This window comes from Paenibacillus alba, assembly GCF_013204855.1.
In the GTDB taxonomy this organism is placed as follows: domain Bacteria; phylum Bacillota; class Bacilli; order Paenibacillales; family NBRC-103111; genus Paenibacillus_E; species Paenibacillus_E alba.
This window is the reverse complement of record NZ_JABMKZ010000051.1, coordinates 1-25,098: the sequence shown is the minus strand read 5'-3', so window position 1 is coordinate 25,098 and position 25,098 is coordinate 1. Positions and strand designations below refer to the sequence as shown.

Genomic DNA, 25,098 nt, shown 5'->3' with positions numbered 1-25,098 from the left:
CTAAAACTTTTATTTTTTCTAAAAATTAATTTATGACCAAAGGTCACAATTACGAAAAGTAACATATTGGTGAAGTGGATTGGATGTGCAAGGCGGAATGCAGCAGGTTTCCGATGAAATTGCACAGTCTGAGCAAGGTGCTCAGCAGTTGACAAAGGCTTCTGCCCAGCTATAGGAACGGTAACTTCGCAAATAACTACAAATCCCCCAACCCGCTTCTGGCTGGCGGTTTGGGGGATTTATTGAAATTCTTAGCATGCACTATGAGGCAAGCGGAACTACAGTACGCTATTTCATGATTTTCAGCTTAAATCTGAATCAAACGGAACTGAGATCCGCTATTTGTTGAAACAGGCGTGGTTTGAAGCTGCAAACGTCGAAATAGCGTCCCCTATTTCCGCTTGAGCAGAAATAATCGCCTTTTCCCCAAAATAGCGTACTCCTGTTCCCTTTCAAGTCAGCCGAATTCCAACAGCTCGCATTTGTGCCTATCACAATGGCATCATGACAACAATTTCTGCGTAAATCTATCCGCCAAATCAACAATTCGATCTTTGCCTGCTAATGCGTTTATCCAAGTTTCTGGGATAGAAGAAATACCATATAGAAGACCTGCTAACCCACCTGCTACAGCACCCGTCGTATCGGTATCCTCGCCTAGATTCACCGCTTTTAAGACCGCTTCTTCATACGTCCCGCTATTGAACAGACACCATAAGCTTGCTTCGAGAGTATGAACCACATAGCCGGAAGAGTGAATCTCATCTTCGCTTTTGTCCGCGATATTTGCATCCAGAACAGCCTTGAAGTGAGCTAATTCTGGCTCATCCTGGTAATACGCTTTGACCGTGTTTTGCATTTGCGCATAGCTTTCGCGAAGCGTAAATCCATTCAAAAGCTGGCACGCAAGCTCCACATAGATAACGCAAGCTAGGATTGACCGCATATGCCGATGTGTAATCGAGGAAACGGCCGTGATCATCGGCACCTTCTCTTCGAAGGCTGCGTTTTTCAGCACATAGGCAAGCGGCAGAATTCTCATCAACGAGCCATTCCCATTGCTGCGCGTCCCTGTCAGTCCCGCCAAATCGGGACGAATAAGCTCATAACACAAAGTATCTAACGCCAATGCGGTTGTATTTCCAATATCGAAAACCTTGCCATGTGGAGTCCAATACCCTTTGTGATACCACTGGACGCACTTATTGCCGATATCATAAATATCATACCCGCTGCATAAACTTTCTGCTAAACAAAAGGTTAAGGAGCTATCGTCTGACCATGTACCCGCTGGCTGATGATGAGTTCCATAACCAATCATATCTCTAACCGGATTTTCCTGCAGATACGTTCTAGGCTTAAATTCAACAGGCACGCCTAAGGCATCGCCTACGCTAAGTCCGAGAAGTCCAGCTAGCACTTGATTTTTCATGAAAATAACTCCTTTCCCTTCCTGCTATTTACTTGCTAAGATCCTCTCGAAGCTGGGTCAAAATTTCACCAAGCCAATTGGTGCCCCGCCACTTACTGCGATTTTTGGCATGGGGATGATCCTCCGCTAATCCGATTCCCCAGATTCTATCATCAGGACTTGCTTCAACAATTGTTGTACCGCTTGTTGCGAGCAAGTGATCCTTGAGTTCAGGATTTTGCGTAAATTTGGCATAGTTAGCGTCATAAACAATCTGTTTACATACCCGCTGCCATTGATCTGCCTTAAAGTTTGAGACACTTCTGCCCAATCGCTTTTGTTCGGACGGTGAGCTTCTTGCCAGAATTTTATCTGCCATCAAATTGTCTTCAAAACTTATCGCTTTCATGTACATCATGTATTGTTCTGCGCAATTAAAGGAGATACCCGCGATGACAAAGCGACAGGGGTGCCACTGCGAAAACGGCGATTCCGTTCTCCAAAAAAATGTAAATCTTTCCATACGAATTATCCTTCTCCCTCCGTCATTTAGAGGTTTCTCATAAGCTCCCGTCTGATTTCCGCCAAAGCTTGATCACGGACGAGCTTTCCATCCTCATATACAACCTCAAGCAAATCTTCAGCTTCACGCTTGGCATATTCCTCTACACTCAGATTATCTGTGTAATTGATGTTCCCGTCCTTCTCCGTGACGAGCACGAGCCCCGTTTGCGACTTTTTAAAGTGGCCGCTGTCGGTTTTGGGATCTTTGAAAATCTTGCGTTCTTCGCCATTAATGATAGTAAACGTCGACTTCAACGCAAAACCAAACGTATCCCGCGTATTGTATTGGTACGTGTACGAGCCAATGCCGTAAACCATGTTGGTCGAAGCGAAGCCCTTTGCCGCTAGCTTTTCACAAATTTCCCGGCAGCGGGCAATCGTAATTGCATCCCCATAAATAGCGCCAATATGGCTGTCTAACTGCTTGAAGCCCTTCTCTGTCGTTGTGCCGCCGAAGATATCCCACAGGATTTCAATGACGCCTTTGCGTTCAAATTCATTCGTTGATTCTGCATCGCCGCAGATGATTTTGACAGGATCTCCGCTGTCCGGACGAATGACGACTCTGCCGTCACGGCTGAGGATATCTTCTTTTAACCCGCGAACCACAACATCCAGCACGCTCCATAAATCCCAAGTGTCCGACACAATGGATACGAACCCGCTTGGGTATACTTCCTTGATCAGGTATCGATATGAGGCCATTTCGTCCGTGCCATGCGCACACATCACGCTGTGCTCTGTTGCCGGAATTGAAGTGCCGACTAGCTCTTTTTCAATATCAGCATGGTAGTAATCTTCCAGATAAAGAATCGCCGGAATCGTATCTGTCCCTGTAAAAGAGAGCAAATGCCCGGCACCGCTGATTTTCGCAGCTTCAAGTGAGCTCATGCCGCGCATCGAGAAATCATGTCCTTGAAAAGGGACAGCCGAGGTATCGCCATTCGTTTTCACTGCAAATTCTTCAAGAATTTTGCGGTATTCCAAAGCTAGCGTAGCACTCGTTGCAGGCATCCAAAGCTGGCAGGACATGAGTGTTTCTAGATAATTGGTCAGCCAGAAAAACTGCGGCTTCGTATTTTCTATGGTCAGCATAGGCACTTTGATTGGCACTAAGCTTCCTTCTTTAATGGCCTTAATCTTGATCGGCAAATATCCTAAATCATGCAGCTCTTCGATATGCGAAGCGTCAGGATCCTGGGCACCGAGCGCGTATTGAAGCACCCTTTTGTACTCAGCAGCGATTTCCGTTTTGGGTCTTGCAAAGAAGTTATCATTGAAATATTGAATGAGATATTCCTTAATGAACGATTGGAAGCCAAAAGCGACAACTTCATTAATTCCTTCCAAGCGACTCGTGCGCGCTGTCCAAGTTGAATATACAAGCTCAGTCCCTTTCGGGTATTGATTCTTATGGCTCACCTTATAGAAATCGCAAAGCAGGGTTGCTGGGTAGATGAATGGTTTTGTCATTTTACACGCCTCCTATGTTGAATATATGAATTTTGGGGTGATCGGTTGGCTCTAATATGGTGTTCGTTGTAAATACTTTATCGATTACATCGGATTCAAGAATCTTCCCTTTGAAAATCGCTGTCTCACAGTGACCGACGAGTACATAAATCTCGGAAGCACCGATTTCTTGTAACTTCTCCGCGCTCAGCATGAAAGTTCCGCCATATGAGCATAAGTCGTCCACAATGATAGCTTTAAAGCCCTCGTTCTCAATGCTTCCCACAACGTCCAACTTTTTAATTTGGCCTGTTTGGAAATCCCTTACCTTAAAGCCAACCAGCTGTTGATAGCCTTTGATTTTGCTGTAGCGCTTTTGTGCTCCTGCATCCGGGAAGAACAAGTAATCGACGGCTGGGTTGAAAGCTGTAGCGGCAACGACTTGATCAAGCAATTCAATGGTCGGGTATCTTGCGATGCTTTTATTAATAAGTGCTAGCGAAACATCGGAATGAGGCTCGATTAGCGTCACCTTGTCGAAAGATAACGCATTGATGAAATTCGCCACATACTTCAAAGTGAAAACCGACGAACCCTCCACGCGATCCATGCGGCTGTAGGGCATGTAATAAATAATCAGCGAAGCTTGGAAGTTATGATCGTTCAAAAAATTCTTCACGAACATCAGCTTGATTAAATCGCTGTCGTTTTCGTATTTAAAAGCAATTTCATTATGAACCTTAACCTCGTTAAGGAGTTGCTCGCCATCGACCAGCGTCTCGCCGTTCGGGAACATTTTGAAGACTAATTCAGTGCCATTTAATAGGATCACGATGATCACGCTCCTTCTTTTATGATGGTCAAGGCTGCTTGCAGGCAATGGTAAGCGGAGCTGAGTCCTGCTCGGTCGTCGAGAAGGATATTGAAATAAATCTTTTTGCCGCCGGCGACAGGTACAAAGCTTGGGCTTTCATTAATGGCATCAAACGGAATCTCGTTAGCTTCCAGGTAGTTGATAATGCTCGGAAAGTTAGCATCCGCACTAGCTGTAAATACGACTAAGTGAGCCCCGAACGCCTTGCATTCTCTCAAAAGCTGAATGACATCATGGTACTGATGGCCTCTGCGATGAAAGTCATAGACAGTGTTGTCATAATCATAAGCGATCACTAGGTTATTATATTTTTTCCACTCCGTAACGAGTCGTTCAATGACATTTGCATCCTCTAAGTAGAAATCCATATCAACGTCACCGCCTTCTTTTAACTATAAATGGAAAGCTGGGGTTCGACCTCTGTGAAGCGATACAACTGGGCTGCCCGTTGGGAATATTTGTTTGAGCTCTTTAAGGTGCCGTCTGGATGGCGAGCTTCCTCAATAATTCCTTTTCGGCTCTGCGTGGAAGTAATTTTCCGAATAAAATTCTTTTCCTCGAATTCTGGCACGACCGCTTGAATGACTTGATACAGCTCGCCTATCGTAAACTCCTCCGGAAGGAACTCTTTGGCGATCGTAGTCGTGAGCATCTTCAGACGAATTTGGTGCAGGGCATCCACCAGAATTTGCCGATGATCAAAGGCTAGATCCATAGTTAGAGCTTCATCTACTGGGAACAAATGAACCTCCGATGCATCGACCGCGGCTTTGCGGTTGGCTAACAAATTCTCATTCACTAAAGCCAGAAAGGCATGAGAGATGATCCATCCCCTCGGATCTCGTCCAGGGTCACTGTAAACATTAAAATATTCGAGATGGACGTGTTCCACGTCTGTTTCTTCTTTCAGCTCCCGCATAGCGCAAGCATGCACTGTCTCTGTTTCTTTCGTAAAGCCACCAGGAAGAGCCCATTTGCCTTCGTAGGGCCATATTTTCCTCTGGATAAGCATCACGTGCAGTTCTCGAGTTGGCAGTGCTTTCTTACCTGTATGTTTCTCTTGCGATATGATGGTAAAAATGACGATATCAGTTGGCGCTCCGTCAGGTGTTCGATAATTGCTTATGGAATAGTTGGACTCGTTTTCGACCATGTGGTTTCACCAGCCTGAATTGATTATTTCGTTTTGATATTATCATTATGACATAATTAGAATGAAAGTCAATGGGTGTTGAGAAAATAAAGAAAACATATACAAAAAAAAGGCCGCGCTATAAGCGGGCCATCACGGTTACTTTACAACTATGCATCTAACGCTAGCATGCCCTCCAGCTTAATAGCCGTAAAGGTAGGCAGCCCATCCTTCATAGCTACCCATAGGATATGATGAAAATCGTCCAATCCTGCTTTGTGTTTGTTTGCGCCTGTTCTCCCCATTTGGATATGTGCATGGCCGGCAACCCTTGTGAATTCCAATTTATGAAAATGTCCGGCGAGCATCGTAAAAGGTCTGGCACTCAATGCCTGAAGCAAACGTGCGTATACAACCGAGTCCGTTTTCCAAACGGGCTGATGCGTGATGACGAAGGTCATATCTACATCTGGATGGTCATGGAGCGTTTTTTCGATAAAAGCAAACTGCTCCTCCCCGATACATGGACTCGGCACATGCTTGTTCTTAACGTCTTTCGTCTGTTCGGCAATGCTCTCAAGCAGTTCCCTGATCACTTCTTCGGCTTGTTCAGGCTCACGCTTGCTGCGTAGTTCCGTCTCGCGGAACGCGAGTTCAAGTTCAGGGGAAAGAGCATGCTGCGGTTCCTCCGTATGCAGAGCCAAGAACAAGACGTTGCCGTAACGGAAGGCGTAGTAATCGATGCCTTTGCGTTCCTGCCATACCTTCTTCATTACTTCATTACCGTAATCATGATTTCCTGCAACTGGAAAGAACGGCAAGCCTGAGCTGTGAATATGGCGTTCAAGCTCGTCCCACTCACGATGAGCGCCTTCCGCCTGCTGCCAATATCCTTCGATTAAATCTCCGACGGCAACGACAAAGTCCGGGTTCAAACGCTTCACCTGCCTGAGCGCTTCTTCAAATACGCCTTCAATCGCAAAGCCGCTGCGGTCCCCCATGATGGCAAAGTTAAAATCTTTCGTCGATGTCTGCGGCAATTCCCCGATCCATGGCCGCTTGTCCGTTCTGAAAAGCAGCTCATCATAGAACATATTCATGCTGGCATCCCCTTACTCGGTTATTTTTGGGCGTCTAATAATTGTTGAACCTGTTTCGCTGCTGCTTTCACCGCGTCCTGCGGAGCAATGGAAGTATCCAGCAGAGCCTTTTTGATTTCATCCTGAATTTTAATCGATATTTCTTTGTACCCTTTCATCGTCGGCCTTGCGCGAGCGAAATCAAGCTGATCGTACGCAACGCGATATTGCGGTGTTTTGGCCCATAGCTGCTGAATGCGATCGCTATCCTTCGCTTCCTTCGTCACGGGAATATATCCCGTTGTTTCGCTCAATTGAGCGACATTTTCCTTCTGCGCAAGCCATTTGATGAAAGCTGCCGCAGCCTTCTTCTCCTGAACGGAAGACTTCGCCATGATCGTCAGGTTAGAGCCGGTTGTACTTGCGGCGAATTGCTGCCCTGCCGGCAGAAAGCCAACCCCAAGCTCGAATTTATCCTTCGCTCCTTCAAGGATCGTAGGCATGGTCGCTGATGTTGTCCAAACGATTGCTGCTTTCTGCGAGATGAAATCGTTAATCGCCGATAGATGCGCGTTCGAATCCTGACCGGAAGGTATTTTCATCGATCCGTCCTTCATCATATCCTGATACAGCTTGACTGTGGCGTAACCCGCTTCATTGTCGAAAGCGACCCGCTTCTCGTCGGAAGAGAACATTTCTCCTTTTTGCTGGAACACACCGTCTTCGAAGAAAATGACATCAATCGGCATTTCAAAACCAACAACGGATTTGTTTTTATCAGTCGTTTTCAAAGCGAACGATTTCAGTTCCTCCCAATTTTTCGGCCCTATGTCCGGAAGACCTGCGTCGCGCAGCATGTTTTTGTTGTAGTACATGACGAATGTGCTTCGATAAAAAGGAATTCCGAGCAATTGATCCTTGATCATGGCGTTATTCAACATGCCAGGGTGGAAAGCGGCTATTTCCTCTTTTGAAAAGTAAGCTTTCAAATCTTCCAATGCATGGGACAAGCCGAACTCTGACGTTTGCGTCGTCGCGAGCATCGCAACGGCTGGCTGATTTCCCGCGAGAATTGCGGCTTGGAGCTTAGTGGCAAGCGCGCTGCCATCCCCTAGGTTCACACCGGTTACTTCGACTGCGGATTGGCTGGCATTATACTTGCTGATCATTTCTTCTGTAGCTTTGCTAAGCTGAGCTGCTTGCGCATACCAATAGTCAATTTTCGTTTTGGAAGCCGCCGTATTCTCCGCTTTCGCGGAGCCTGCTTTATCACCAGTGGCGTTGTTTCCCCCGTTACCTCCGCACCCGGCAATGGATAAGACGGTTATGCATGAAACCATGAGCATCAATGAAAGCTTCTTCATCAGGTTCTCTCCTTCAAATAAGTTTTTATCTATTTAATGCCGCTGTAGGTAAAAGCGGACTTGATGTGTTTACTGGCAAACACATAGATCGCAAAGATCGGGGCCACAAGAATAACGTTGGCAGCCATCAGCAATTGCCAGTGCGTTCCTTCGGTATTCGTCAATTTGATCATGCCCACCGTCAGGGTATGAAGCTTTTCGCTGCTGGTCATAATTAATACCCAGAACAAATCGTTCCAATGGGTAATAAAAAGCAGCAGCGTAACCGTAACTACAATTTGCTTAATCATCGGAAGCAGCATGCTCCACACGAGTCTCCCCTCGGACATCTGCTCCATCTTGGCCGCATCGATGATGTCCTCGGGTAACTGCTTAAATGATTCAGATAGCAGGAAAATGGCAAATGGCGATACCATATAAGGAATGATCAATGCCGCATACGTGTTGATCAGGCCCCATTTGCTCAGCAGTAAATAGATCGGAATGATGACAACCTGCATGGGAAGCATCATGCCTGACAGAATCAGGCCGTATATGATCTTGGAACCTTTGAATCGTTTCCGTGCAAACGCATAGGCCGCAGGTATGGCGACAACCAGTTGCAGGGCCGTAGCCGATATGGCAACGAGGAAACTGTTAAACACATAACGGGGAAATGGCCCTGTTCGCCATACATCCACATAATTCTCGAATTTCAATTGCTTCGGGAAAAAGGACGGCGGAAAAACCAACGTTTCCGGCAGCGTCTTGAGGGATGTCACAATCATCCAATAAAACGGGAACAAATAGATCAGTCCGACTGCCAGCAATAAAAGTAACCCTGCCGCTTCCGGGATCGTTACGCCTAATACGCGCTTGCTCATCCGATGACCGCCTTTCGTTTAATGATAATGAATCCGGGAACGGAGGATCAGGAAGTTCGCCATCGTCACCATGGACACAATGACAAACAGGATAACGGCCCCCGTCGAAGCCTCACCAAATTTATAGAACTCGAATCCCGTCTGGTAAATCCAGTAGACTAGCACATTCGAAGAGTTGGAAGGCCCTCCGCTTGTCAGCACTTTAACAGAATCGAACACCTGTAGAGAACTGATGATATTAACGGTCAGCATAAAGAAGAGCGTCGGCGATAACAGCGGAATGATGATCTTGGTAACAAGTTTGAACGGATTTGCACTATCCAACCGCGCCGCTTCAAGCACAGGCACTGGGATGGCGTGCATACCGGCAATAATCAGCAAAATGTTAAAGCCGAGGCTTTTCCAGATAGCTACCAGAATCAGCGACATCAAGGAAGTTGCCGGACTATCGATCCACAATAGTTTGGGCAAGTGAAGCCACTCGAGCATCAGGTTCAGAAGCCCGTAATCCTTGTCCATCATCCACATCCATAACAAAGAAATGGAAACTAACGGGATGATATGGGGTGAAAACACCGCCGTCTGAACAAATTGATGCAGCCTGCCGGGACGGTTCAATAGAAGAGCAAGGATAAGTGATAAACAACAAGATATAGCGACTGTACAAAAAGAATACATGACCGAATTTCGTAAAACCTGGAGGAAACCCTGAGAATGAGCTAAATCCAGATAATTTTGCAAATTGACAAACACCCACGTATTGCTTAACAGATCAACTTTATAAAGGCTAAGATAAAATAAGTAGATAACGGGATAAACCGTAAACACGAGACAACCAATCAACGCAGGCAAGATGCAAAGATAGGGTCGGTAATCGAGACGATGACTTCGCCGCATGAAATTTGTTCTCTCCTTTGCCATAAGGGTTATAGGCCGATCACATGTCTGTCAGCAGCATGTCTTGAAGCTGTTTCCGTTTGGAAATGGTTAAACCAAGCGCTTCTTCCAAATAACGATCCATGTTTCCGTACCGCACATAAATTTCATCAAAAGCCGCCTGCAAATACTCCGCTCTTGCTTGCATCATGGCCAATAAAACTTCGCCATCCGCTTCACGCTTAAGCTTTGGTTTAATGGAGGCAAGAATTTGTTGGTCTGCCTCTTCCCTGAACGCATTGGTTAGCAGATAATCTTCCATGATCGTTTGTTCGGGTACGCCCAGAGCCAATAGAACAAGCGCAGATCCGAACCCTGTGCGATCCTTTCCAGCGGCGCAATGCTGTACCATAGGCAGGTTGCCTGGCGTTAACAGAAGATCGAACAAAATCGCATATGACTTCGCAAAATCAGATACATACCGCTCATTGGCAAATGTCAACATTTCTCCCGCTGGACCTAGCAAATGCAGCATGTCGTTGGCGATCATGTCCATGTAATTCATGCGGGAACGATGCCTGGATGATTCCACTTCGATGGGAATGCCCACTTGCCTCGCATTCTCAATAGAAGGGTTCGGTTTCAATTCAGCCTCGTACTCTGCTCGGTAATCGCAAATGAGCTTGAGTCCACAATTGTGCAAGTAAAGTCGATCAGCCTCCGTCAAACCGATCAGTTCTTCCGATCGATATAACATCCCCCATTTTAAGTAACGGCCATCACTCGTCTCATATCCGCCCATATCGCGAAAATTCAAGGAGCCTTGGAGCGGCAGCCTCCTTTCGGCGGTTATTCGAGCTCCCCCATATTCGGATTTCAATATAAAATAGGTTCTTCGTCCCGGATTCGGGTCGTGGAATGATAAGGATGAGATACGGACATCCGTTTCAGCCAATGGATCATGTGCTTCAAGCGGGGACAACCCTGTGAATATGCTCACCTTCCCCAATGCCTCATCTGATTTCCATTGCAAGTGCATGCGATTGCCAATACGTTGAACTTCTACCTTGGATAACTGAATCTTCATTTCGATTTGTAGAGCCCCTTCCTTATGTATACATTATTGTATACATATAAGTGTACAATCGATTTGTTAGATGGATATTAACGTCGAATGAAGAATTTATTAACGAAAACACTGCGGTTCCCTAAGTGGGGCAGGTGACATTTTTTATTGCAACATCGAATCAATCCGTGTAGAATTCAAGTGAAATCACGCTGAAGGGAACATTTGAGAATGTCCAAATTATCCTTGGAATCCATCGCCTATACTAATATTCGCCAGAAAATTGTCTCCTGCGAGTACTTGCCTGGAACGGTTTTATCCGAAAACGAGCTTGCCATTGAATTTAATATGAGCCGTACTCCGATACGCTCCGCACTCTCGCGTTTGGAATCGGAAGGATTTATCGTTTCGTTCAACAAACGGGGCATCTTGGTGAAGGATATCTCGCACAAAGAACTTATTCACATTTATGAATCGATATTAGCGCTGCAACTATACGTATTGGATCAGGCCGTATTGCGTGAATATGCATTTGATACGAAGAAGTTGAAAACATATCTGGATATTCAAATAGAAGCAAGTCAGAAAAACGACTATAAGTCATACATCGAAAATTCCGTTCTGTTTAGACGAACTGTCATTTCCGCAGCCGATAACGATACCATGCTAATGTTAATCGATTCCTACAAAGACAAAGTCGTTATGAAATCATTGCTTCACTGGAAGCAAACGCCCCATCTGCAGCATTATTCCGCCAACCGGATCAACCAATCGGTTTACGATTCGATCCTTCAGGGGAACTATGGTGAAGCCAAGCAGTCTCTGGTCGAAGCCTTTGAGAGAATCCTGTATCGGACTGCGATGGATGTGCCAGGCTTTGACAGCTAAGAAACAGATGACGATGAGAACCTTCGCCAAACAAAAACAACGGTCAACTCGCACTGCTGCGAACTGACCGTTGTTTCTTTTATTTCATATGCTGTTAATTCGAACTTACAACCACACCCCTGCAATACTTGCATACCTCCGCATCAATGGCGATTTCCTCATTACAGTAGGAACACGGCTTATGTGTTTTCAAATCCGTTGAATCCACAACTTTTCGCTTTCTCATACTTGCGATAATCAGTAAACCAAGCACGACAATGACAACGGCCACCAACCAATAAACCATTCGTGAAACACCTCCTAGTTGTTACCCAACTTTCTGATGATTCCGTTTATGTATATTCGGTTATCCTTGTCCATTAGTCTTGGGACTTTTCTCAAAAGCACATCATGTAGGCCACTGGTTGCCGCTTAATTCCTTCTACTGGTTCTATATTCGGTAGGTGTCATTCCGGTATATCGATGAAACAGCTTCATGAAATATCGTCCATCCAAATAACCGACTGATTTACTGACTTGCGCTACTCTGCGCTCCTTCGTTTCCAGCATAGCCTTGGCTGTCTCCATCCGGAGCTTCGTCAAATATTCCACAAAAGTAACGCCAAAATGCTGCTTGAACAGCAAACTAAAATAACTGTTGCTAATCCCCAAAGTGCTGGCAAGCTCATCAATGCCGATGTCCTTGGACATGTGTTCGTGAATATACGCCTGTGCGGATTCCATCAGAACGACGCTTGTCTTCTTGCTGACAAATACGACAAGACATTGGCTGACCATTTCATTCATCACTAGCAGCACGTCTTTCACCCGAATGCATTGATTAAGCTTAACCCAGATGGCATCCTCTTCTGACTGCGTCAGCATGTTGACCTCACGCATCTCACGGATGAGATTGAGCACGAAGTAGTGAATAATTTGCCGCACACGCAGCAGAGAGGAATCCGGAATTATTTTCAAATGAGTATTAAGTGCTTGCATCGCTTCTTCGGTTTTCATCCGGCTGCATTGCTTGAGACCTGTGACCATATCCTCCGTTAATTTCCACAGCATATCGAGCTGTATTTGCGCTGCGCCCTGACCTTGGGCTGCTGCTACATAAGTAACGCTGGCTGGAGATAGACTGCTCTCCCAATGAACTCGCTTGTAGGCGTTCCCTAGGCCAGAAATAGGAATCCATTCTACATAAATGCTAACATGAACATCCAGCTTAATGCTGCTTCTTACACTCTCTCGAATAAGCTCAGCCCAGCTCCCAGCCCGGTTGATATCTTCGTCAGCAAGCTTGTCTCCTGCTTGTTCAATTAATAAGCACCATTCGCCTTCTCGCATTTGCAAAACGGTATAATTTCGATTCTCGCTGCAAAGCACTTCGCTTAATACGTTGTAAATGGCGAAGTTCCAAAGCTTCCGCTCCTTCTCGTCCCACCCCAACGACAGCTGTGCATAGTGCTCAAGATCAACAAGCAGCAGCAAGTACTTTGCCCTATCCAGATCCAGTTTCTTTCCTTCTTCATCTAGAGTCAAATGAATATCTACAGATGAGCAATCTAGCAATAAATCGTGCAAATTCTTCTCGTACACTAAATTGACCGCGCTGTTCCTTACTCTTTGCTCTTGCTTGGCTTTCAGCTCTTTCTCTAGAATGGAAGCCGCGGTACGCCGGATAACCCTCTCAAGCTCATCATAGTCCACTGGCTTCATCATATATTCCTTAACTCCGTACCGCATCAGCGATCTGGCGTATTCAAAGCTCTGATATCCGGTTAACATCACACATTCAGAAGGTATACCACGCTCTCGCAGCTTTTGAACGAACGTGATCCCGTCCATAATCGGCATGCTAATATCGGATACCACCAAATCGGGTCTAAGACGATCCACAAGTTCCAATGCCTTGGCACCGTTCTCAGCTGTTCCAACAATTTCTATACCGATATTCTCCCATGGAATAACACTTTGCAAATTGCGTAAAATGTTTATTTCATCGTCAACAAGCAACGCTTTCAACATGATGAACCCCTCCCTTATCAAGAGTTAGGCATAACCATTTCTGGCGTGAGCGGCAGATCAGCTTCGACTCCTTACCCTTTCACACTTCCCGAGGTAACCCCTTGAATAATATGTCGCTGCAGGACCGTATAAACAAGAATGACCGGTATTGCACTAATCATGACGGATGCCGTTAGAGCGCCGTAGTTCATTTGGAATTTATCCATGAAGGAAACAACAGCTACAGGCAGTGTTCGCAGATTTTGACTGGATAAAAATAAATTTGCCATAATGAATTCATTCCAATGTCCCATAAAATTCAATATAAATACGGTCACAAGCGTAGGCAGTGTCAACGGCATGATAATACGTATAAGCAAGCCATATACCGAAAGCCCATCCATAATTCCCGCCTCTTCCAGCTCCCTTGGAATGGATTTCAAAAAGGCCGCTATGACAAACACCGACAACGGAATACCAAAAGCCGTATAAGGAACGATTAAAGCAAAAGGCGTGTTGTAAATGCCTAGATTTCTAATCATGATATACAAAGGGATAAGCAGCGACGCTGGCGATATGAGCAGCGAGATCAGCAGTGTTCCATACACCAGCTTGCTCAGCTTGGGATACTTCATTCTCGTGACCGCATAAGCAATTGCCGTTGCAAATAGGATGGCTGCAGTTGTTGCAATCGTACTGATATATAAGCTATTGATAAAATAAGTGCCAATTCTGGAACTCGTAAATGCATCTACGTAGTTTTGAAAATCGAATTTTTCGGGCAGTCCCCATGGATGCAGGACGACTTCCGAATTATTTTTGAATGATGAATTCAGGATAAACAGCAGCGGATACAGAACAATAATGATATAGATCAGGAGAATGAGGTGTCGCATCGTGCCCGTTGTTTGTTTCTTCATCTTAGTATTCGACCTCCTCAGACCTTTTGGTGAGCAAATGGAAGATCAGCGTCAATACGACCGTAAATAAGAAAATGATGATAGATATGGCATTCGCATAGCCAAATAACGACATCGAATAAGCTTGCTTGTACATGTAAGTGGCCATGACCTCAGAGCTTCCGAAGGGTCCGCCTTTCGTCATAATAAATACGATGTCCAGTGCCTTCATAGCTCCGGTGATCGAAAGCATCATGACAACTAGAATGACCGGCCGAATAAGCGGCACTGTGATGTGGCGAGCTTTCAACCACCCAACTGCGCCGTCGATTTCTCCTGCTTCTTGCACTTCTTTGGATATCGAAAATATAGCGGCTAACACCAGCACGATATAAAATCCTGTCCACTGCCAAGCATTGGTGACGAGTATGGCCAGCATGGAATAGCCCTCTTCACCAAGCCAACCGTGTGTCCATTTCTCAAGCCCCATGGCGCGCAGCACCTGATTGATCAGACCGGCGTCAGGGTGATAGATGAACTGCCAGATGACGCCGACAATTGCCGTCGACAGCACACTGGGCAAAAATACAGTCGTTTTGTAAAATCCGAGGAATCTGCGCGCACCGCTGATCAAAATTGCAAAGAAAATAATGAGCGGAATTTGTATAAACACCGAGAACAAAACGAAGTAAATATTGTTTTTCAGGGCGACCCAAAACTTCTCATCCTGAAAAGCCTTAACAAAATTGTCCAAACCATTAAATGTTGCTTCATTAATTCCGTTCCAGCTAGTTACCGCGTATTTCAACGAGCTGATCATGGGAAGGATGTAGAAAGTCATATAAAGCAACAGGGCTGGAACGACAAACAACGCGTAGGCGAGTGGATTGCGCAATACTTTATTCATGTGATCCCCATCTTTCGATATTAATGACATAGCTGCCCGCGGGAGTTCTGCTTCCATTAGCAACAATTAGGACACCACCGCTTTGGTGTGGTGCCCTGATTGTTATTTGGCGTGTTATTTGGCGTCTTGTGCGGCTTGGACTTTCTCCGCCACTTTTTGCGGCGTTACTTTACCGCCCATCAACTCCTCCATCGCGCCTTCCAGCGTTTTCTTAACGGCTGGTGTAACCAGCGCGTCAAATGCCGGGAAGGCACCTTTCTTCGCGGATAGCTGGCCTTGAACAACGTCAGCGATTAATCCTTTAGCATCGCCAATATCGCTCAACTTCATAGCTGGGATATTGCCGGATTCTTTCAGGGCTCTCTTTTGATTAGCTTCTGTATAGAAGTTTTTGATAAAGGCTTTAACCGCTTTCAACTCGTTATCCGTCAATTTCGATGAGAATCCGTAACCGTTTGACCAGCCTCCGTTAATCATGTCGTCCCCGGGGCCGCCCATGTTAGGGAAATTGAAGAAGCTTGCGTCATCAGCGACTTTGGAGTTCTTACCCATGATACCCGAGGATGCCCAGCTTCCATCAAACAGCATGCCTGCTTGACCTGTATAGAATTTAGCTTGACCGTCTGCATATTTCGTTGAGATCACGTTCTTATCGATGTAGCCTTTTTGCTTCAGCTCTTCCATTTTCTTGAATGCTTCTACAACGGGAGCATCTGTCCATTTCGTTTTGCCAGGCGCGAAGCCTTCTTGAATTTGGGGTCCGCCCAAACGTACGAACAATGTATTGGTAAGCATGTTAAGCACCCAGCCATCTCCAGCACCGCCGGCCATGGCAATTGGTGTAATCCCTTTTGCTTTGAGCGCTTCACACACTTTCAAGAACTCATCCCACGTCTTAGGAACTTGAACGCCTGCATCCGCAAATAATTTTTTGTTATAGAAAACGCCTTCAACAAATCCTGCTCTAGGCAGACCATACACTTTGCCGTCAACCGTGAATTCGTTCAAGTTCATGAATTTGTCTTTCAAACCAAGCTCCGCAATAATAGGCGTCAGATCAAGCAAGCGGCCAGCCTTCGAATAATTCTGAGTATCTGCACCACCGAATAAGTCAAAAATAGGAGGCGGACTGCCTGCTTGCATTTCGGCTTTGAGTTTCGTATCGCGATTGACAACATCCTCAACGCCATCCAGCTCAAACTTCAAGCCAGGTACGGCGGCTTCCGTTGCTTTGACGACATCTTGCAAAATAGCCAGATTCGCTTTCGCCGTATCTCTGATTTCTGTATGGCGCAAAGTCATCTTGAACTCTTTTGGCTTCTCAGACTCAACCGGTTTAGCTGCTGCTGAAGCTGCTGGTGTGGGCGTTGCCGATGTAGCCGCCGTCTTCGTGTCAGTGCCGGTACCGCATGCTACCGAAGTTGCTGCCATTGCCATAACCATTGCCACAGATAATGCACTTTTCGTCTTTTTCATTCTTGACCTCCTACAAATGGTTAACTTTTGTTCCTACACTCTCATTATAGAAACACAGAATGGCAAATTATAGGCTGACATATCGAGAAAACAGGGATAAAATTCTCCATATAAAGGCAATTACCGCAGACGGCTGCTGCAAGCAGATGCAAAAAAAGGGGCTGTCCCATAAGCCAAATTAAGTAGGAAAGCGTCGATAGATGATGGGGTTGATTACTTTCATGTGGGATGAAGGGGCTTCCAGATCAGATCCGTTCACCCAAGTGTAAAAGCCTGCGAAAATACAGGAATTTCCGAGCGAATTTGGTTAAAAAGTGGAAATGCCTGCAATTGTGCAGGTATTTTTATCTTTTTCAGCCGTACATTCAGAAAAAGCCTCAAAAACCTGCACAAACGCAGGAATTTAATCGTTGAGGCTATTCCAAGAGCAAAAAAGATGTATAATTGCAGGTTTAGAGAAAGTCGAGCCTCTCCGAATCCCAATCAAAAAAGCAAAAAAGCTGTCCCTCAAGTAGGTTTATCTACTTATGGACAGCCCCTTTGCTATTTAGGCCTTTTTCGTCTCTGACATGGCGAGCGGCTCAGCTGCTGCAGGCAGCTCGTATTTGCTCCAATTGATCGCCGTCTCAAGCACTAGAGATAAAATGACTCCCATCGCCAACCCATTGCTAATCAACGGGCGAATGTAGAGTGGAAGCAGCGCGAACGCCTGCGGCGGAATATTCATGATGCAGATGCCCAGGAGGACAGGAAGCGCAATCCGGTGTACGGTCTTCGAATTGAACTGAAACCCTTGAATCGTGCGAAGCGACGTGCCGAACATCTGCAAGTAAGCAACGAACAGCACAGCATTGCCTACACTAGTCGGCAGTGATGAGAACAAGCCGCTAAGAGCCGGAATGAGTCCTAGCATAGCGAACATCGCTCCACCGATAATAAGCGCTTTGCGTTCTAGAATTTTAGTACTTTCCAACAGCCCTACGGAAGAAGTAAATAATCCAAAAGGCAGAAGCCCGAAGCAAGCCGAGAAAATGGTGAAAACGCCAGTCAGCAGATAAGAACGTTTATATTGCGAGTCCGATGTTTTCGTCTTGTACAGTTTCTCCACCGTCGCTAGGCACGTAATGGAATTGGTCATGTTGATTAAGCCAACAATAAAGGCCGTTAGAATAATCCCCATCTGCATATTCGGCGCTCCCCATGGGAAAAGTGCGACTAGGGAGCCGGCTTTCTCCTGAACCTGATGGGTGGAGGGAAAGATCAGCACATAAGCAATCCAGCCGACAACGATGCCAATTAGAATCGAATAACTGCTAATCACACGGGATCCCTTCAAATTAACGATGACAACAAAGATGGCAATAACGATAGATAAAGCAGCAACCTTTAGGTCTACTTCCCCCGCGCTATTCATCCCCAGCATGCCCTTAAAAAAGTTCATAACTAATTGAATCGTTAACAAAAATAAAGAGACCCCCATGACGATAGGCGTGAAAATTTTCTTTAAAAAAGAGGCGAAGCCCAAACTTCCAAGTACGATCATCGTCAAGCTAGCCAATAGAAATCCACTGGCAAGCCCTCCGCCTACCTCCGTTAAACTTAATCCCACAGACGGTGCCGAAGCACATAGATTAAGCACAAGCCCCCACCATAGTCCGGCAGGCCCATCCATCACGGCATACCGATGTCCCCATAACGCTTGCAGGATACAGAGTACACCCGTCAAAATAAAAGAACGCTGCAAAGATGCCGCGATTTCACCAGGTGCCAGCCCAAAAGCGTGGCCTAGCGAAAGCGGAACGACAAACGTATTCGTAAACATGAAAAATAGCCACTGGACACCAGCTAGCCAGATTTTCGGCGATATTGGATTAACCATTCATTTCACTGAGTTTCTCTTGATGCATCGTCCATCTTCCTTCCTTTGCACATCCTTCCACGTATCGCTTTGTGCAAATTTACAAAAGGATTGTGCAGAAATATGATAACATGAGAGTCATCATAGGAATAATATATATTTAATAGCTTTAACAGACGATTTACATATACATAAAAGGAGAAATACGATGGATATTAGACAACTCCGTTACTTCCTAACCATTGCTGAGGAAAAGCAGATCACCGCGGCTGCGAAGAAGCTGCATATGGCACAACCTCCGCTTAGCCAGCAATTAAAACAGTTGGAGCAGGAATTAGGCGTTAAGCTGTTTGAAAAAAGGGGGCGATATTTGCAGTTAACAGAAGCAGGTACAACACTACAGCGCTACGCCATTAAAATTACGAAGGATATGGAGGAAGCGCAAACCGAGGTCACACAAATTGGAAGTGGTGTCCGAGGCACCTTGTCCATTGGAGTCAATACAATATCCTACTACCAGTTGCCTACAATCCTACAGACATTTCGGGAGTCCTATCCGCATATCACCTATAAAATCCAGCAAAATGAGTCCTCACAGCTTGCCAAGTTGGTCAAAGAAAAAATCATTGAGCTGGCCATCGTTCGATTACCGCTGCTTCTTGATGATTATACCGTCCTGCAGCTGCAGAAGGAGTCCTTCTATTTTGTCTCCTCAGAGCCGCAATTGGGAAACAGCACAAGCGTTAGCCTCGAACAGGTCTCCCAGCATGCTCTCATACTTCCAAGTACAGATGGTTTGGGCATCTTTCAATTAATTCTAGAGGAGTTTCGGATGAAAAATATAAGTCCGAACATCATTGGTGAATGTTCGGACATTGCCATTCTTATGGAGTTAGTCTCATCAGGCTTCGGGAGCACGATCGTTCCGGAAACCGTTCTTAAGAAGCACCGCGGCTACCGTGTCCAAGCCTTCCATATCGAGGACTCCGAAGTTTCAGCTTCTTCCGCGCTTATTTGGCTTAAGCAGCACTACTTATCAAAGGCAGGGCAACGTTTCGTAGAACTGGTAGGGACCATGACGTCCGAGCCATAAATTCAACAAGGTTAACCGCCGATTACCGTTAATTCCTTAGGGAAGGAAGTCAGCACCTCGACCCCATTGGCGGTTACAAGTACGTTATCCTCGATGCGGACGCCGCCAAGCCCTGATATATAAATGCCTGGCTCCGCCGTATAGACCATACCTTCAATTAAGGGATCTGGATTCCCTCCATAAATGGACGGGTATTCATGAATTTCCAGTCCTAAGCCGTGTCCCGCCCTAGTTATGAAATACTCGCCATAGCCTCTGTTAGCGATAACCTCACGCGCAGCAGTGTCCAAGCTCCCTATCGCAACACCGGGGCGTCCAGCCTCAATCATACGTAGATTAGCTTGCAATACAGCGTCATAGATGTCCTTGTGCTTAGCGCTGATTTCCCCAACGGCGAACGTGCGCGTAATGTCCGAAGCATAACCATCCACAAATACGCCTGTGTCTATAAGCAGCAGCTCGCCCTCGCGAACCCGATCATTCCCTGGCACTCCGTGAGGCAGCCCAGACTTCTCTCCCGCCAGTACCATCGTATCAAAAGAGGGACCATCCGCTCCTAGCCGCTTCATGCGGTATTCCATTTCAGCTACGATATCCAGTTCGGTTACACCCGGCTTTATCAGAGGCAACGTTGTACGTATCACTTCTTCAATACAACCAATTGCCCGTTTGATAATCGCAACTTCATCCTCGCCTTTCACTCTGCGAATCGAATTGAGCATGGGCTCTATGTCAATTGCTGCCTCTGCCCCCGTGATCTCCATCAAGGCCAAATATCGCTTTACATTTAAGTGATCGGCTTGAATGCCTATTTTGGAGATATGACTTCCAAGGTGTGTCTTAAGAACAGCGTACGGATTTTCTTCATCCTTATGGGAGAAAATAGCTTTCACGCTCGACACTCTTGCCGCCTTTTCGTGGTCAAGCACCGGTACAAACAGAAAAGGCTCCTCCCCTTTCACGCACACAAGCGCCATAAATCTCTCATGAGGATCCGAATAGAAACCCGTAAAGTAATAAATCAGCTTAGGCAAGGTAATAAAAGCGATATCCAGCCCTTCATTTTCAATAAGCGCGTTTAGTTTATGTTTTCGTTGATTCATCTTCTATTCCTCCAGGTCTAAATAGTCCGAAACTCGTGATTTCAATATCTCAATTAATTCCTCATCCATGAATCGATAATCATCCGGAATATCCAAACATATCAATTTCTTATTACTTAATGAGTCGTGATACTTCTCTTTTATGCGTCTAACGTGCTTCTTCTCCATTGCGAAAATGACATCTGCCCACCCTACGTGCCCGCTTGTTATTTTCACTCTGGCTTGCTCTTCCGTCCCTGCTGACCGAACTTCGTATCCAGGAGTTCCGGCGAAAATCTTTTCCGCTGTAAGGCTTCTCCATTTATTGCGACTGCATACAAAAAGAATTTTTAATGGGCCGCCGCCATCCACGATCATTCAGACACCCCTACTTGCCACATCTGCTCCTGATAAGCCATCTCCCAGAACATCGTCTCATACCTTGTCGTTGTTACGAATATCGTTTCCAGCCTAGCCAGATCGTCGCCGGACTTCCCTTCCGCCAAACGATCCATCAAACCGATGCACCACTGCGCTAATGCGCCAAACTCCTCCGAACTGTACATGCGTACCCATTCTCCATAATCCACATGCTCCGCTGCTCCCGGTATCTGCTTAAGCATACAGCCGATTTCCCAGTAGCTCCACATACAGGGCAGCAGTGCTGCGGTCAGTTCAGCTAACGCCCCGTTCTGTGCGACATGCAGCATATAATGGGAGTATGCCAACGTAATCGGCGAAGGTTCTGCCTGCTCCAGCTCCTTCTCGCTAATTCCAAACTGAGCCGCGTAAGAGCGGTGCAGCCCCATTTCCTCGTGGAGGATCGCGTGCAGCAAAGTGGCAAACTCTCCCATCGTCTTCAAATCCGTTGCTTTCACTGCTCCTAAAGCAAACAACTTTGCATAATCTATTAAATATAAATAGTCCTGAACCATATAAAAACGGAATTTATTACGATCCAGCGTGCCTGCCCCAAGTTCTTGTACAAAAGGATGCTGCTGTGTTTGACGCCAAGCCTCTTGGTATTTATGTATCAAATGTTGCGTAAATGACATGCGAATTTCCCCTTTATTCAACTTCAAGCTTCTAATAAAAGCATACGATATTTAGCGTAGTTTTGCGAATTTCCTTCGCCTGAAGGTTCGTAAGATATAAAAGGTCATGCTAAACCTTCCCTTCATCGTCGAGCATGGCTGCAATCACAAGCACTCTCCGACTGGTTCGATGAACAGGTCGGTCCTGACATCGCTCCCCTTTGGGACGTGGAGCTCGAACTATTAAATCATGCGTTCCGCGACGCATTCGGTGGGTAGATTGGAGAATTCTCCCTTTCTCCTCTCTTTAAGGCTGTTTTTCAGCCCTACGGCGCTCATCTCGAACTTCCCCGCCAACTTAAGGCTGTTTTTCAGCCTCTCGACCGCCACTTTGGAGAAATTCATACCATTCTCCTCTCTGTAAGGCTGTTTTTCAGCCTTATGGTGCTCATCTCGAACTTCCCCGCCAACTTAAGGCTGTTTTTCAGCCTCTCAGATTAAGAAAAACCGTCAGAAAACATCCTGACGGTCCTTTTGCGTGTAAACCCACACTGTTATCCATGGGGAGGGATGAATGTGGGGTTCCAACAACTGTTGAAATCGTGTTTTTTGAATTAGTAAGACTATTAGCATTTCATCTTACATAAAATGACAACTTCTGATATTAATAAGTTGAGCAGTTTCTGAAGGAAACAGGTCAACTAAAATGATTATTATGTAGCGTATATAGCAAAAATAGCCCTCAATCCCTTTACAGGACAGAGGGCTATTTTGATTTTCCTAATCGCTTGGAAATTTCACAAAACGAAAAAGCCCATACCTACAGAAGAGTTCAATCGTTTGCCGAAAAGTAGACAAAGAAAAACCCTTGCTACACAAGGGTTTAAGATAAAACTAAGGTTAAGCGGGCGGGGGGAATCGAACCCGCGCGATCAGCTTGGAAGGCTGAAGTTCTACCATTAAACTACGCCCGCGCGTTATGAAATTAATGGTCGGGACGACACGATTTGAACATGCGACCCCCTGCTCCCAAAGCAGGTGCTCTACCAAGCTGAGCTACGTCCCGATATTGTATAGCTTGATGAAAATGGCGCGCCCTGAGAGATTCGAACTCCCGACCTTTTGATTCGTAGTCAAATACTCTATCCAGCTGAGCTAAGGGCGCTTATGTTATTGGGATAATGCCGAAGACCGGACTTGAACCGGTACGATAGTCACCTATCGCAGGATTTTAAGTCCTGTGCGTCTGCCGATTCCGCCACTCCGGCTTGCAATAGTAATAAGGCGCTACCCAGATTCGAACTGGGGGTAAAGCTTTTGCAGAGCTCTGCCTTACCACTTGGCTATAGCGCCAAATTAAAAAGCGGAAGACGGGGATCGAACCCGCGACCCTCGCCTTGGCAAGGCGATGCTCTACCGCTGAGCCACTTCCGCATGGGTACCTCAGGAGTATGAATACTGCCGAGGATTTAATGCGCGTAGAGGGACTTGAACCCCCACGGTCACCCGCTAGATCCTAAGTCTAGTGCGTCTGCCAATTCCGCCATACGCGCGCATGTTAATGCTGGGGCCCCCGAAAAGTAATCGGAATTCCCTTCGAAGCTTTCACTTCACTTTTTGGGGTAAAGTGGTGAGTCATGTAGGATTCGAACCTACGACACCCTGATTAAAAGTCAGGTGCTCTACCAACTGAGCTAATGACTCATAATACAATTAATAAAATAAATACTGGGGATCAAGGATTTGAACCTTGGCATGACGGAGTCAAAGTCCGTTGCCTTACCGCTTGGCTAATCCCCATCAAGCTTTGATAATAATGGGCGGACGACGGGACTTGAACCCGCGAATGCTGGATCCACAAACCAGTGCGTTAACCCCTTCGCCACGACCGCCACAATATGAAATTAGGGATATGGAGGCTGATGGATTCGAACCACCGAACTCGGAGAGAGCAGATTTACAGTCTGCCGTGTTTAGCCACTTCACTAAGCCTCCATATTAAAGCCTTACCGATCCCTGAAAAAGTAAGAGATGTTGCTTCACTTTTTTGGGGAACAATTCTGGTGCCGTCGAGAGGACTTGAACCCCCAACCTACTGATTACAAGTCAGTTGCTCTACCAGTTGAGCTACAACGGCATATTTTCTACTTTGTTCAAAAATGGCGGAGCTGACGGGATTCGAACCCGCGGTCTCCTGCGTGACAGGCAGGCATGTTAGGCCACTACACCACAGCTCCATGTGGTTTGTACATATGGTGGAGGCTGACGGGATCGAACCGCCGACCCTCTGCTTGTAAGGCAGATGCTCTCCCAGCTGAGCTAAGCCTCCATGGGATATGAATCTGTGGGAATGAATGGTGACCCGTAGGGGACTCGAACCCCTGTTACCTCCGTGAAAGGGAGGTGTCTTAACCACTTGACCAACGGGCCTTATTTAGAAAATTACTGGCGGAGAGAGAGGGATTCGAACCCTCGCACCACTTACGCAGTCTAACCCCTTAGCAGAGGGTCCCCTTATAGCCACTTGGGTATCTCTCCAATTCAAACTAGTAGCGGCAGAGGGGCTCGAACCCCCGACCTTACGGGTATGAACCGTACGCTCTAGCCAGCTGAGCTACGCCGCCAAAGGAAACATATATCTTAAGAGACGGAGAAGGAGGGATTCGAACCCTCGAGACGCTTGTGACGTCTACACGATTTCCAATCGTGCTCCTTCGGCCGCTCGGACACTTCTCCATGATAAGCCTAGTACAAGTAAGAAAATGGCTCCCCGAACAGGACTCGAACCTGTGACAACTCGATTAACAGTCGAGTGCTCTACCAACTGAGCTATCAGGGAATATGGTGGAGCCAAGCGGGATCGAACCGCTGACCTCCTGCTTGCAAGGCAGGCGCTCTCCCAGCTGAGCTATGGCCCCTCACTAGTTCTTTTTAGGAAATATTGGTGGGCCCTAGTGGACTCGAACCACCGACCTCACCCTTATCAGGGGTGCGCTCTAACCAGCTGAGCTAAGGGCCCTAACGAATAAGCTCGTTCACAGGGCAGCAAAAAAAATACCCCTAAGGGTACTGCTTGGCAACGTTCTACTCTCCCAGAACCCTGCGGTTCAAGTACCATCGACGCTGGAGGGCTTAACGGTCGTGTTCGAGATGGGAACGCGTGGGTCCCCTCCGCCATCATCACCAAACAG

23 protein-coding genes, 21 tRNA genes and 1 rRNA gene are annotated in these 25,098 nt (G+C 46.4%); 2 read left to right on the top strand and 43 right to left on the bottom strand.

Features of this window, described 5'->3' with window-relative positions; translation table 11 throughout:
• Positions 1-502: 502 nt before the first annotated feature.
• The 11 genes from HQN90_RS34735 to HQN90_RS34685 all read right to left on the bottom strand — a co-directional run bounded on the left by HQN90_RS34735 (position 503) and on the right by HQN90_RS34685 (position 10,702).
• Positions 503-1,432: an ADP-ribosylglycohydrolase family protein gene (locus tag HQN90_RS34735; RefSeq protein WP_173227422.1), complete on the bottom strand. Its 930-nt coding sequence runs from the start codon at positions 1,430-1,432 to the stop codon at positions 503-505.
• A gap of 28 nt (positions 1,433-1,460) precedes the next feature.
• Entirely contained in the window at positions 1,461-1,934 is a 474-nt protein-coding gene (locus tag HQN90_RS34730) for an NADAR family protein (RefSeq protein WP_173227421.1), read from the bottom strand.
• A 26-nt stretch (positions 1,935-1,960) separates the two neighbouring features.
• Complete coding sequence (locus HQN90_RS34725; protein WP_173227420.1) at positions 1,961-3,448, bottom strand: nicotinate phosphoribosyltransferase; 1,488 nt, start codon at positions 3,446-3,448, stop codon at positions 1,961-1,963.
• A 1-nt stretch (position 3,449) separates the two neighbouring features.
• Positions 3,450-4,259 (bottom strand): ribose-phosphate pyrophosphokinase, encoded by an 810-nt coding sequence (locus HQN90_RS34720; RefSeq protein ID WP_173227419.1) that lies wholly within the window; start codon positions 4,257-4,259, stop codon positions 3,450-3,452.
• Positions 4,260-4,264: 5 nt separating this feature from the next.
• Positions 4,265-4,669, bottom strand: a complete 405-nt coding sequence (locus HQN90_RS34715) for a hypothetical protein (RefSeq protein WP_173227418.1) — start codon at positions 4,667-4,669, stop codon at positions 4,265-4,267.
• A gap of 20 nt (positions 4,670-4,689) precedes the next feature.
• Complete coding sequence (locus HQN90_RS34710) at positions 4,690-5,454, bottom strand: NUDIX domain-containing protein (RefSeq protein ID WP_173227417.1); 765 nt, start codon at positions 5,452-5,454, stop codon at positions 4,690-4,692.
• 149 nt (positions 5,455-5,603) lie between these two features.
• A complete protein-coding gene (locus tag HQN90_RS34705; RefSeq protein ID WP_173227416.1) occupies positions 5,604-6,533 on the bottom strand; it encodes a metallophosphoesterase family protein in 930 nt (309 codons plus the stop codon).
• 20 nt (positions 6,534-6,553) lie between these two features.
• Complete coding sequence (locus tag HQN90_RS34700; protein WP_173227415.1) at positions 6,554-7,876, bottom strand: ABC transporter substrate-binding protein; 1,323 nt, start codon at positions 7,874-7,876, stop codon at positions 6,554-6,556.
• A 29-nt stretch (positions 7,877-7,905) separates the two neighbouring features.
• Complete coding sequence (locus HQN90_RS34695; RefSeq protein ID WP_173227414.1) at positions 7,906-8,739, bottom strand: carbohydrate ABC transporter permease; 834 nt, start codon at positions 8,737-8,739, stop codon at positions 7,906-7,908.
• A gap of 18 nt (positions 8,740-8,757) precedes the next feature.
• Positions 8,758-9,636 (bottom strand): carbohydrate ABC transporter permease, encoded by an 879-nt coding sequence (locus HQN90_RS34690; RefSeq protein ID WP_173227413.1) that lies wholly within the window; start codon positions 9,634-9,636, stop codon positions 8,758-8,760.
• A 40-nt stretch (positions 9,637-9,676) separates the two neighbouring features.
• Positions 9,677-10,702 carry a tyrosine-protein phosphatase gene (locus HQN90_RS34685; RefSeq protein ID WP_173227412.1) on the bottom strand — a complete coding sequence of 342 codons (1,026 nt, stop codon included), beginning with the start codon at positions 10,700-10,702 and terminating at the stop codon, positions 9,677-9,679.
• Positions 10,703-10,912: 210 nt separating this feature from the next.
• Here HQN90_RS34685 and HQN90_RS34680 point away from each other — a divergent pair, with 210 nt between their 5' ends.
• Complete coding sequence (locus HQN90_RS34680; RefSeq protein WP_173227411.1) at positions 10,913-11,569, top strand: GntR family transcriptional regulator; 657 nt, start codon at positions 10,913-10,915, stop codon at positions 11,567-11,569.
• A 94-nt stretch (positions 11,570-11,663) separates the two neighbouring features.
• Here HQN90_RS34680 and HQN90_RS34675 read toward each other — a convergent pair whose 3' ends face one another.
• The 6 genes from HQN90_RS34675 to HQN90_RS34650 form a co-directional block, all read right to left on the bottom strand.
• Positions 11,664-11,855 (bottom strand): hypothetical protein, encoded by a 192-nt coding sequence (locus HQN90_RS34675; protein ID WP_079419741.1) that lies wholly within the window; start codon positions 11,853-11,855, stop codon positions 11,664-11,666.
• Between the two features lie 125 nt (positions 11,856-11,980).
• Positions 11,981-13,579, bottom strand: a complete 1,599-nt coding sequence (locus HQN90_RS34670) for a response regulator transcription factor (protein WP_173227410.1) — start codon at positions 13,577-13,579, stop codon at positions 11,981-11,983.
• A gap of 71 nt (positions 13,580-13,650) precedes the next feature.
• A complete protein-coding gene (locus HQN90_RS34665) occupies positions 13,651-14,478 on the bottom strand; it encodes a carbohydrate ABC transporter permease (protein WP_173227409.1) in 828 nt (275 codons plus the stop codon).
• A 1-nt stretch (position 14,479) separates the two neighbouring features.
• A complete protein-coding gene (locus HQN90_RS34660; RefSeq protein WP_079419761.1) occupies positions 14,480-15,364 on the bottom strand; it encodes a carbohydrate ABC transporter permease in 885 nt (294 codons plus the stop codon).
• Between the two features lie 114 nt (positions 15,365-15,478).
• The gene (locus tag HQN90_RS34655) at positions 15,479-16,840 is read right to left on the bottom strand and encodes an extracellular solute-binding protein (protein ID WP_173227408.1); all 1,362 of its coding nucleotides are present in this window, start codon (positions 16,838-16,840) and stop codon (positions 15,479-15,481) included.
• Between the two features lie 547 nt (positions 16,841-17,387).
• A complete protein-coding gene (locus HQN90_RS34650; protein ID WP_173227407.1) occupies positions 17,388-18,719 on the bottom strand; it encodes a uracil/xanthine transporter in 1,332 nt (443 codons plus the stop codon).
• A gap of 187 nt (positions 18,720-18,906) precedes the next feature.
• On the opposite strand from HQN90_RS34650, the gene HQN90_RS34645 reads away from it, so the two are divergent.
• Positions 18,907-19,791, top strand: coding sequence for a LysR family transcriptional regulator (locus tag HQN90_RS34645; protein ID WP_173227406.1), 885 nt, complete (start codon positions 18,907-18,909; stop codon positions 19,789-19,791).
• Positions 19,792-19,802: 11 nt separating this feature from the next.
• Here the strand turns inward: HQN90_RS34645 and HQN90_RS34640 are convergent, their stop codons facing one another.
• From HQN90_RS34640 to rrf, 26 genes are all read right to left on the bottom strand, one after another.
• A complete protein-coding gene (locus HQN90_RS34640) occupies positions 19,803-20,894 on the bottom strand; it encodes a M24 family metallopeptidase (protein WP_173227405.1) in 1,092 nt (363 codons plus the stop codon).
• Positions 20,895-20,897: 3 nt separating this feature from the next.
• On the bottom strand, positions 20,898-21,251 hold the full coding sequence (locus HQN90_RS34635; protein WP_173227404.1) for a low molecular weight protein tyrosine phosphatase family protein: 354 nt from the start codon (positions 21,249-21,251) through the stop codon (positions 20,898-20,900).
• Positions 21,248-21,928, bottom strand: coding sequence for a thiaminase II (gene tenA / locus HQN90_RS34630; RefSeq protein ID WP_173227403.1), 681 nt, complete (start codon positions 21,926-21,928; stop codon positions 21,248-21,250). Before tenA ends, HQN90_RS34635 begins: the two co-directional genes overlap by 4 nt.
• Before the next feature lie 222 nt (positions 21,929-22,150).
• Positions 22,151-22,312 (bottom strand): hypothetical protein, encoded by a 162-nt coding sequence (locus HQN90_RS34625; RefSeq protein ID WP_173227402.1) that lies wholly within the window; start codon positions 22,310-22,312, stop codon positions 22,151-22,153.
• A 498-nt stretch (positions 22,313-22,810) separates the two neighbouring features.
• Positions 22,811-22,881 (bottom strand) — tRNA-Gly (locus HQN90_RS34620).
• A 15-nt stretch (positions 22,882-22,896) separates the two neighbouring features.
• A tRNA-Pro gene (locus HQN90_RS34615) sits at positions 22,897-22,973 on the bottom strand.
• Between the two features lie 22 nt (positions 22,974-22,995).
• Positions 22,996-23,072: transfer RNA gene (locus tag HQN90_RS34610), tRNA-Arg, on the bottom strand.
• Between the two features lie 17 nt (positions 23,073-23,089).
• Positions 23,090-23,175 (bottom strand) — tRNA-Leu (locus HQN90_RS34605).
• Positions 23,176-23,189: 14 nt separating this feature from the next.
• Positions 23,190-23,260: transfer RNA gene (locus HQN90_RS34600), tRNA-Cys, on the bottom strand.
• Positions 23,261-23,269: 9 nt separating this feature from the next.
• Positions 23,270-23,341, bottom strand: a tRNA-Gly gene (locus HQN90_RS34595).
• Between the two features lie 39 nt (positions 23,342-23,380).
• Positions 23,381-23,460, bottom strand: a tRNA-Leu gene (locus HQN90_RS34590).
• Positions 23,461-23,535: 75 nt separating this feature from the next.
• Positions 23,536-23,611 (bottom strand) — tRNA-Lys (locus tag HQN90_RS34585).
• A gap of 24 nt (positions 23,612-23,635) precedes the next feature.
• Positions 23,636-23,707 (bottom strand) — tRNA-Gln (locus HQN90_RS34580).
• A gap of 19 nt (positions 23,708-23,726) precedes the next feature.
• Positions 23,727-23,799 (bottom strand) — tRNA-His (locus HQN90_RS34575).
• A gap of 21 nt (positions 23,800-23,820) precedes the next feature.
• Positions 23,821-23,902 (bottom strand) — tRNA-Tyr (locus tag HQN90_RS34570).
• Positions 23,903-23,968: 66 nt separating this feature from the next.
• A tRNA-Thr gene (locus HQN90_RS34565) sits at positions 23,969-24,044 on the bottom strand.
• A 23-nt stretch (positions 24,045-24,067) separates the two neighbouring features.
• Positions 24,068-24,144: transfer RNA gene (locus HQN90_RS34560), tRNA-Asp, on the bottom strand.
• A gap of 16 nt (positions 24,145-24,160) precedes the next feature.
• Positions 24,161-24,236: transfer RNA gene (locus HQN90_RS34555), tRNA-Val, on the bottom strand.
• Positions 24,237-24,262: 26 nt separating this feature from the next.
• A tRNA-Glu gene (locus HQN90_RS34550) sits at positions 24,263-24,337 on the bottom strand.
• A gap of 16 nt (positions 24,338-24,353) precedes the next feature.
• A tRNA-Ser gene (locus tag HQN90_RS34545) sits at positions 24,354-24,445 on the bottom strand.
• A gap of 12 nt (positions 24,446-24,457) precedes the next feature.
• Positions 24,458-24,531, bottom strand: a tRNA-Met gene (locus HQN90_RS34540).
• A 24-nt stretch (positions 24,532-24,555) separates the two neighbouring features.
• Positions 24,556-24,643, bottom strand: a tRNA-Ser gene (locus tag HQN90_RS34535).
• 27 nt (positions 24,644-24,670) lie between these two features.
• Positions 24,671-24,746: transfer RNA gene (locus HQN90_RS34530), tRNA-Asn, on the bottom strand.
• A 3-nt stretch (positions 24,747-24,749) separates the two neighbouring features.
• Positions 24,750-24,825, bottom strand: a tRNA-Ala gene (locus tag HQN90_RS34525).
• Between the two features lie 24 nt (positions 24,826-24,849).
• Positions 24,850-24,926, bottom strand: a tRNA-Ile gene (locus tag HQN90_RS34520).
• A gap of 52 nt (positions 24,927-24,978) precedes the next feature.
• Positions 24,979-25,095 (bottom strand): 5S ribosomal RNA (gene rrf / locus HQN90_RS34515).
• Between the last annotated feature and the right edge of the window lie 3 nt (positions 25,096-25,098).